General features: G+C 68.2%; 7 protein-coding genes. 4 read left to right on the forward strand and 3 right to left on the reverse strand.

The features are described from left to right. Positions 1-300 precede the first annotated feature (300 nt). The 3 genes from FKV24_RS02850 to groES all read right to left on the reverse strand — a co-directional run bounded on the left by FKV24_RS02850 (position 301) and on the right by groES (position 4,392). Positions 301-1,665, reverse strand: a complete 1,365-nt coding sequence (locus tag FKV24_RS02850) for a S8 family peptidase (protein ID WP_111267506.1) — start codon at positions 1,663-1,665, stop codon at positions 301-303. Between the two features lie 655 nt (positions 1,666-2,320). After that, positions 2,321-3,961, reverse strand: coding sequence for a chaperonin GroEL (gene groL, locus FKV24_RS02855; protein WP_141481132.1), 1,641 nt, complete (start codon positions 3,959-3,961; stop codon positions 2,321-2,323). A 143-nt stretch (positions 3,962-4,104) separates the two neighbouring features. Further along, on the reverse strand, positions 4,105-4,392 hold the full coding sequence (gene groES / locus FKV24_RS02860) for a co-chaperone GroES (protein WP_111267508.1): 288 nt from the start codon (positions 4,390-4,392) through the stop codon (positions 4,105-4,107). Positions 4,393-5,051: 659 nt separating this feature from the next. Between groES and FKV24_RS02865 the strand changes: the two genes are divergently transcribed. From FKV24_RS02865 to FKV24_RS02880, 4 genes are all read left to right on the forward strand, one after another. Beyond that, a complete protein-coding gene (locus FKV24_RS02865; RefSeq protein WP_170288190.1) occupies positions 5,052-5,486 on the forward strand; it encodes a helix-turn-helix domain-containing protein in 435 nt (144 codons plus the stop codon). A gap of 86 nt (positions 5,487-5,572) precedes the next feature. Next, complete coding sequence (locus tag FKV24_RS02870; protein WP_141481134.1) at positions 5,573-7,309, forward strand: endonuclease; 1,737 nt, start codon at positions 5,573-5,575, stop codon at positions 7,307-7,309. 184 nt (positions 7,310-7,493) lie between these two features. Next, the gene (gene cutA / locus FKV24_RS02875) at positions 7,494-7,844 is read left to right on the forward strand and encodes a divalent-cation tolerance protein CutA (RefSeq protein ID WP_141481135.1); all 351 of its coding nucleotides are present in this window, start codon (positions 7,494-7,496) and stop codon (positions 7,842-7,844) included. After that, positions 7,841-8,306: protein-disulfide reductase DsbD domain-containing protein (locus FKV24_RS02880; protein WP_283016196.1), on the forward strand; the 466-nt coding region annotated here is incomplete at its 3' end. The genes cutA and FKV24_RS02880, both read left to right, overlap by 4 nt.

Genomic DNA, 8,306 nt, shown 5'->3' on the forward strand with positions numbered 1-8,306 from the left:
CGCTGGCGCCCGCCAGGCGTCGCAGGCGCACCGCGACCTGCGGGTCGGCGAGCGCGGTGGCGGCCTCGGGCGAACTGGCGCGCAGGCGTTCGATCGCGCGGTCGATGCAGGTGTCCAGCGCCGTCGCTGTGGCGGCGTCGTGGTGGCTTGGGGTCATCCGGCGATGATGACACGGGCGCCGGCGCGCGGACGCGCGATCACCGCCACCACGGCTGGACATCACGACCAGACACCACAACCAGACGGGGCGCCCGCAGGCGCCCCGTGTTCAACAGGCTTTCGGCGATGCGCCGATGCCGCTCAGTACGTCACCGCCTGCGCCGCGTTGACGCGACCGAAGCCGGCGCTGTCGTCCTTGCCGGGCTTGCCGACGTCGTCGGCGGACTGCTTGAGGATGGTCGCCACGTGCGAGGCCTTGATGCCCGGATGCTTGCCGTACACCAGCGCGGCGACGCCGCTCACGTGCGGCGCGGCCATGCTGGTACCGGCATTCCAGCCGTAGAAGTGGCTGCCACCGGACACCGAGGTGGTGCTGAACACCGCATCGAAGATCCAGCAGACCTGGGTCACCGGACCGACCGTGCACAGCTCGTTGCCGGGGTAGCGGGTATCGCCGCCGGGGGCGCCGAAATGGATCGTCGACTGGCCGTAGTTGCTGTAGCTGGCAAGCACGTCGAGGTCGACGCCGGCATCGATCGCCCAGCCTTCCGGCGCCAGCGCCGAAACCGTCAGCACGCCCGGCAGCTGGCCGGGGAAGCTCATCGTGCTGTTGTCGTGATCGAGGTCGCGGCCGTCGTTGCCGGCCGAGGCCACCACCAGGACCTCGTTCTTGCCGGCGTACTGCATCGCCCGCTTGGTCGCGTTGATCAGCTCGGAGAGCTCGTTCGCGCCCTGGCCGCTGCGCGGCAGGCCGCCACGCACGCCCAGGCTCATGTTGATCACGTTGGCGCCGTTGTCGACCGCCCAGACGATGCCCTGGATGATGCCGGCGAAGTCGCCGCTGCCTGTCGCCGAGCTGAGCACCTTGACCGCCAACAGCTTGGCCTCGGGGGCCACCCCGATCGTGCCGATGGCGTTGTCGGCGGCCAGGATGGTGCCGGCGACGTGGGTGCCGTGGCTGCTGCCGCTGGTGTTGCAGTAGCTCTCGCCATCGACGAACGAAGCGCCGCCGATCAGGTTGGGGGCGATGTCCAGATGCGCGCAGTAGGCACCGCTGTCGAGCACCGCCACCGTCGCGCCGGCGCCGCGATAGCCCGCGTTCCAGGCACCGGCGGCATCGAGCGCGGCATGCCCCCACTGCAGATCGAAGAAACGGTCGTCGTCGCCGGAACCCGGCGGGTTGGCGAATGCGTCGGCCGAGATCGGAGCACCCTCGGACTCGGGAACGTCCCACTGCAACTCAACATCGCGGGTGACCGACTGCAGGCCGGGAATCGCCCCGGCATCGGCGGCGAAGGCGTCGCCGGCCTGCACGATCGCCACGCCGATCTGCGGCAGCTGGGCGGTGATGGTGCCGCCCGCGGCCTGGATGCGCTCGATCTGGGTCGCGTTCAATCCCTGACCCTGGGTCATCACCACGTACTTGCCGGCATGCGCCGACCCCATCGTGCCCAGGCCCAACAAGGCCAGACCAATACCGGTCGCCAAAATAGTGCGGTTCTTCATGGGTTGCTCCGAAGCTGAGGTGGATGAGCGTGCGTTCGCACGCCGCCCGGGGCATCCGCCCGAAGCTCCCCGGACAGCACCCCGTCCAGGTGTCCACGCATTTATCGGCCCCGACCGGCCAAGTCCGTGTCGCGGCGTCTCGCGTGCGCGGGCAGCGCTCCGGGCCGATGGACCGGGCCGATGGACCGGGGCGGGGCGTACACGAGCGGGCGGCGACCGTCGCGGTCGACCGCGGAAGGACCGGGCGGGCCTGGGCATCGGCCGGCGCGTACCCGGCGCTCGGCGCGCTCGGTCCGGCGCGTCCTGCGGGGCCGGCAATCAACCTGCGGTACAGGCAACTTGCGGGCAATTGAAACGTGCAGGCAATTAAAAAGCCCGCCCCGGTCGAACCGGTTGCGGGCTTGCTCCCTCCCCCACGTCGGGATGCGGGACCGATCGTGAAGGATGCGTTACCGGCTTGCACGCTGCACTGCAAAAGAGAACCGATGGGTACAAGAAAGGCGACGATGCCGCCATTCCGCTTGGTGAACGCGCGTCACCCCGTGGCCCGGCTCCGCCGCCACTGCCTCCGCCGCAGCGGATGCCGCGACAAAAAAAAGCCCCCGCATCGCTGCGGGGGCCCGGGTGACGCGTTGGAACGTGTCGACGGATCGGCTTAGAAGCCCATGCCGCCCATGCCGCCCATGTCGCCGCCGGCCGGCATCGCCGGCTCTTCCTTCTTCGGAAGCTCGGCGACCATCGCCTCGGTGGTGATCATCAGGCCGGCAATCGACGCGGCGTTCTGCAGCGCGGTGCGGGTGACCTTGGTCGGGTCCAGGATGCCCAGCTCGAGCATGTCGCCGAACTCGCCGGTGGCGGCGTTGTAGCCGAAGCTGCCCTTGCCTTCCTTGACCTTGTTGACGATGACCGACGGCTCTTCGCCGGCGTTGGTGACGATCTCGCGCAGCGGCGCTTCCATCGCGCGCAGGGCGATGGTGATGCCGTGGTTCTGGTCCTCGTTGTCGCCCTTGATGGCGCCCACCGCGGCCAGCGCGCGGATCAGGGCGACGCCGCCGCCCGGCACGATGCCTTCCTCGACCGCCGCACGGGTCGCGTGCAGGGCGTCTTCGACGCGCGCCTTCTTTTCCTTCATCTCGATCTCGGTGGAGGCACCGACCTTGATGACGGCCACGCCGCCGGCCAGCTTGGCCACGCGCTCCTGCAGCTTCTCGCGGTCGTAGTCCGAGGAGGTCTCCTCGATCTGCGCCTTGATCTGCTTGATGCGCGCCTCGATGCCACCGGTCTCGCCGGCGCCGTCGATGATGGTGGTGTTCTCCTTGGAGACCTGCACCTTCTTGGCGCGGCCGAGGTCGTTGATGGTGGCCTTGTCCAGCTGCAGGCCGACTTCCTCGGAGATCACGGTGCCGCCGGTCAGGATCGCCATGTCCTCCAGCATCGCCTTGCGACGATCGCCGAAGCCCGGCGCCTTGACCGCGCAGACCTTGACGATGCCGCGGATGGTGTTGACGACCAGGGTCGCCAGGGCCTCGCCCTCGATGTCCTCGGCGATGATCAGCAGCGGCTTGCCGGCCTTGGCCACGCCCTCGAGGACGGGCAGCAGGTCGCGCACGTTGGAGATCTTCTTGTCGTGCAGCAGGATGAACGGATCGTCCAGCTCGGCCTGCATCGACTGCTGGTTGTTGACGAAGTACGGCGACAGGTAGCCGCGGTCGAACTGCATGCCCTCGACGACGTCGAGCTCGTTGTCCAGACCCGAACCGTCCTCGACGGTGATCACGCCTTCCTTGCCGACCTTGTCCATCGCCTGGGCGATCAGGTCGCCGATGTTGGCGTCGGAGTTGGCGGAGATGGCGCCGACCTGGGCGATCTCCTTGCTGGTCGAGGACGGCTTGCTGAGCTTCTTCAGCTCATCGACGGCGCCGGTGACGGCCTTGTCGATGCCGCGCTTGAGGTCCATCGGGTTCATGCCGGCGGCGACCGCCTTCATGCCCTCGCGGATCAGCGCCTGCGCCAGCACGGTGGCGGTGGTGGTGCCGTCGCCGGCGTTGTCGGAGGTCTTGGATGCGACTTCCTTCACCATCTGCGCGCCCATGTTCTCGAACTTGTCCTGCAGCTCGATTTCCTTGGCGACGGAGACGCCGTCCTTGGTGATGGTCGGGGCGCCGAAGCTCTTGTCGAGCACGACGTTGCGGCCCTTCGGACCGAGGGTGGCCTTGACGGCATTGGCGAGGGTGTTCACGCCGCGCAGCATCTTCGCGCGCGCGTCTTCACCGAAACGGATTTCCTTGGCTGCCATGGGATGACTCCGGGATTCGTGTAGGGGGATTGGTGATTCGTGGGAGGCGGAAGTACGGCGTCGGGGCGGGCGGCGGACGCGTCAGCGCATGGCGCTGCGAGCGGTCCCGGGCCCCGGGCGCCGGATCACACGCGGAAGTCGGCTCAGCCGAGCACCGCGAGGATGTCGTCTTCCTTCACCACCAGGTACTCGACGCCGTCGAGCTTGACCTCGGTGCCGCTGTACTTGCCGAACAGCACGTTGTCGCCGGCCTTGACCTTGGGCGCGCGCACGTTGCCGTTGTCCAGCACCTTGCCTTCGCCCACGGCGACGACCTCACCCTTGATCGGCTTCTCGGTGGCCGAGTCCGGAATGACGATGCCGCCGGCGGACATCTTCTCTTCTTCCATGCGCTTGATGACCACGCGGTCGTAGAGCGGCTTGATGTTCATGAGAACCTCACGCAAGTGATTGATTGTGGGAAATAAAGTCGCGGGATATTAGCAGTCGACCCGGGCGAGTGCCAAAGCCCGGGCAAAACTGCGCCCGGCGAACCGGGACGGCGACGAGATGGGAGCGTGCGCGGGGCTTTCAAGGGCTGGCGGGAAAAAATTTCCGCCTGCGGCGCCAAACCGCGATGAAGTAGTGGAAGGAGGTCACACGTGGACGGATGTCACATAGAGAAAGAGCGCGTCCCCGAAGTGACGCGCTCTTTCGTGGCACGGGGTCGGCCCTACCTGGCATGCGCGTCCTGCGTCCTCCCCTGACCAGACATCAGTGTCGAAACCAGCAATCCATGTCGGCTTGACCCGATATTGCGCGCGGCACATCACCTTGGCCATAGCACCCAGTCACGAAATATGTTTACTTTTGGTAGCGCACAACCGGTCTTTAACCCTCAAACAGCCCGTAAACACGTGCTTGAACCTCTGTAGGGTTACTGTTGGTAGACACATGTTTGTGACTATTGATCACTATGTGACTTATGGTCACATATTTGCCGAGTCTGGCGCGAGAATGGCGCCCACCGCCCCCTTGCGGTGTTCGCCACCCTGACCACAACGCGCCACGGCCCGATTACCCCCAGCCCCACCATCGAGCGAAAACGCCCATGACACTCCAGCAGCGCATCCGTCTCGCCCGCCGCCATGCCGGGCTCTCCCAGGCCGCCGTCGCCCGCGCGGTCGGCGTGCAACGCAGTGCCGTCAGCCACTGGGAAGCCACCGTCGGCAAATCCCCGAGCACCTCGAACATGCGCGAGCTGGCGCTGGTCACCCAGGTCCAGTTCGAGTGGCTGGCCACCGGCCGCGGCCGGATGACCCTGAGCGAGGACGTGGCGATGGATTCGGTCGCCGCCGCCGATGCGCTGCTCGTCGACGACCCCTTGGAGCTGCGCCTGCTGACCGCCTTCCGCGAAACCCCGACCCTGTCGCGCGCGCCGCTGGTGGAGATCGCCGAGCAGCTGGCCGCCCAGCGGATGGGGCGCAAGCCGGCGCCCGAGCGCAGCCTGACCGAGCGCATAGCTGCGACCGAGCGCACAAGCTGAGCACAACCGGCGGACACATCCGCCACTTGCGGTCACAAAAGCCCGTTAGACTTCCGTGTTCATGATCATGAAAGGAGTCGAAACGGATGATCCGCCGCAGTCTGTGGCTTGCCCTCGCCGTCGCACTCGCGCCCGCCCCCGCGCTGGCCGAAGTGTTCATCAACGAAATTCACTACGACAACGACGGTAGCGATACCGGCGAAGCCATCGAGGTCGTCGCCAGTGAAGGCGAAAGCCTGTCCGGCTATCGCATCTACCTCTACAACGGCAGCTCGTCGTCGTCCGCAAGCGTGTACGACAACGACCCGCTGCCGGCCGGCAGCATGGTCGCCTGCGGCGGCAACGTCCGCATCGCCAGCCTGAGCTACCCCAGCAACGGCATCCAGAACGGCGCACCCGACGCGATCGCGCTGGTCGACGGCAGCGGCGCCCTGGTCCAGTTCCTCAGCTACGAAGGCACGGTCACCGCCGGCAACGGCCCGGCCGCCGGCCAGACCAGCACCGCGCTGCCGGTGTCCGAAACCGGTAGCACCCCGGTCGGTCACTCGCTGCAGCTGGGCGGCAGCGGCGACGGCTACAGCGACTTCAGCTGGCAGTCAGCCGCGGCCCAGACCTTCGGCGCCTGCAACAACGGCCAGAGCTTCAGCACGCCGAACCCGCCACCGGAAGTCACTGCGACTCAGCCGGTCGACGGCGCCACCAACTTCCCGGCCGCCGGCGATCTCGGCGTCGCCTTCACCGAGAGCGTCAGCCTCGGCGGCAACGCCCTGACCCTGCAATGCGCGCAGTCGGGCACGATCGCCCTGCAGTACCCGTCCAGCGGCAGCAGCTTCACCGCCACCACCGGCACCGCGCTGTACGCCGGCGAGGCCTGCACCTTCACCGTGCACGCCAGCCAGGTCACCGACGGCGGCGGCGCCCACCCGGTCGCCGACACCGTGGTCGCCTTCAATGTCGCCAGCAACGGCGGCGGCAACGACGACTACTACGCCCAGGTCAACACCAGCAGTGCCAGCCAGCTGCGCTGCTCGCTGCACCAGACCATCCGCGGCCACACCGCCTATCCGTACAGCGGCAGCGGCACCACCAGCACCTGGGACATCCTGGAGATCGCCGACGAGGACCCCAACAACGGCTCGCGGATCCTCGATGCCTACCGCAACCGCAGCTACGCCAAGGGCAGCGACCGGGCCGGCACCGGCAGCGGCGCGACCTACAACCGCGAGCACAGCTGGCCGAACTCGCTGGGCTTCGGCAACCGCACCGGCAACCTCGGCCTGCCGAACGCGCCGTACACCGACACCCACATGCTGTATCTGACCGATACCGGCTACAACTCCGACCGCGGCAACAAGCCGTACAAGAACTGCCCGTCGCAGGGCAGCTGCGGCGAGCGGGTGACCGACGCCTACAACGGCAACGGCGGCGGCAGCGGCGTGTTCCCGGGCAACTCGAACTGGACCTGGAGCAGCGGCTTCCAGGTCTGGGGCGCACGTCGCGGCGACATGGCCCGCGCGGTGATGTACATGGCGATCCGCTACGAGGGCGGCCAGGACATCAACAGCGGCCAGTCCGAGCCCGACCTGGAGCTGACCGACAACGCCAACCTGATCGTGGCCACGTCCAGCTCCCCGGCCTACATGGGCCTGCTGTCGACCCTGCTGGCCTGGCACCAGGCCGATCCGCCGGACGACGCCGAGCGCGCCCGCAACGACGTGATCTACAGCTTCCAGGGCAACCGCAACCCGTTCATCGACCACCCGGAATGGGCGAGCGAGGCGCTGTTCACCTCGAGCCAGCCGGCCAGCTGCCAGCTCAACTGAGCCGCTGATCCAGGCAGGAAGGGAGGGCCGTTCGACGGCCCTCCTTTTTTTTGGCGCCGCCATTTGCGGGACCGATGGCCTGCTTCGCCGGCCCCGCGACGGGCCCGGCACCGCCGTGGTACCAATCCTGGCCGGTCCGCGCGACCGCCGGCGCCCGCCGGGACGGGACGGCTACAATCGCCGCATGTCCGACGCACCCTCCCCGTCCGTGCTGCTGGTCCACTGCAGCTGTCCCGACGACGCCAGTGCCGAGCGCCTGGCCCAGGCCCTGGTCGAGGAACGGCTGGCCGCCTGCGTCAGCCGCCTGCCGGGGGTGCGCTCGACCTACCGCTGGCAGGATGCGATCGAGCAGGCCGACGAGGTTCTGCTGCTGATCAAGACCACCGCCGAGCGCATGGACGCACTGAGCGAGCGCGTCCGCGCCCTGCACCCCTACGAACTTCCCGAACTGGTCGCGGTCGAAGTCCGCACCGGCCTGGCCCCGTACCTGCAGTGGGTGGCCGGGCAGACCCGCCTCCCGGACCCGCATCGATGACCCAATCCCGACCGATCCCGGGGCGCCGCCGCGCGTCCGCCTCCCTGCTCGTCCTGCTGGCCCTGCTCGCTCCGCTGCTGCCGGCCCAGGCCGCGGTCGACGAGGAGGATCTGCTGCCGGTCGACGAAGCCTTCGTACTGAGCGCCTCCGCCAGCGCCGCCGACACCATCGAGGTGCAATGGAAGATCGCCGACGGCTACTACCTGTACCGGCACCGCACCTCGGTCCAGGCCAGCCCGGCGTTCGCCCAGGGCGAGCTGCGACTGCCCAGGGGCCATGCCTACACCGACGAGTTCTTCGGCGATGTCGAGACCTACCGCGACCGCCTGACCGCGACCCTGCCCGGTCGCGCCGGCGCCGGCACGGTCGCCCTGAAGGTCAAGTACCAGGGCTGCGCCGATGCCGGCATCTGCTACCCGCCGCAGACCCGCGAACTGCAGGTCGCGATGCCCGCGGCCACCG

The sequence above is a fragment of the Marilutibacter maris genome, from assembly GCF_006546735.2.
Taxonomy (GTDB): Bacteria; Pseudomonadota; Gammaproteobacteria; order Xanthomonadales; family Xanthomonadaceae; genus Marilutibacter; species Marilutibacter maris.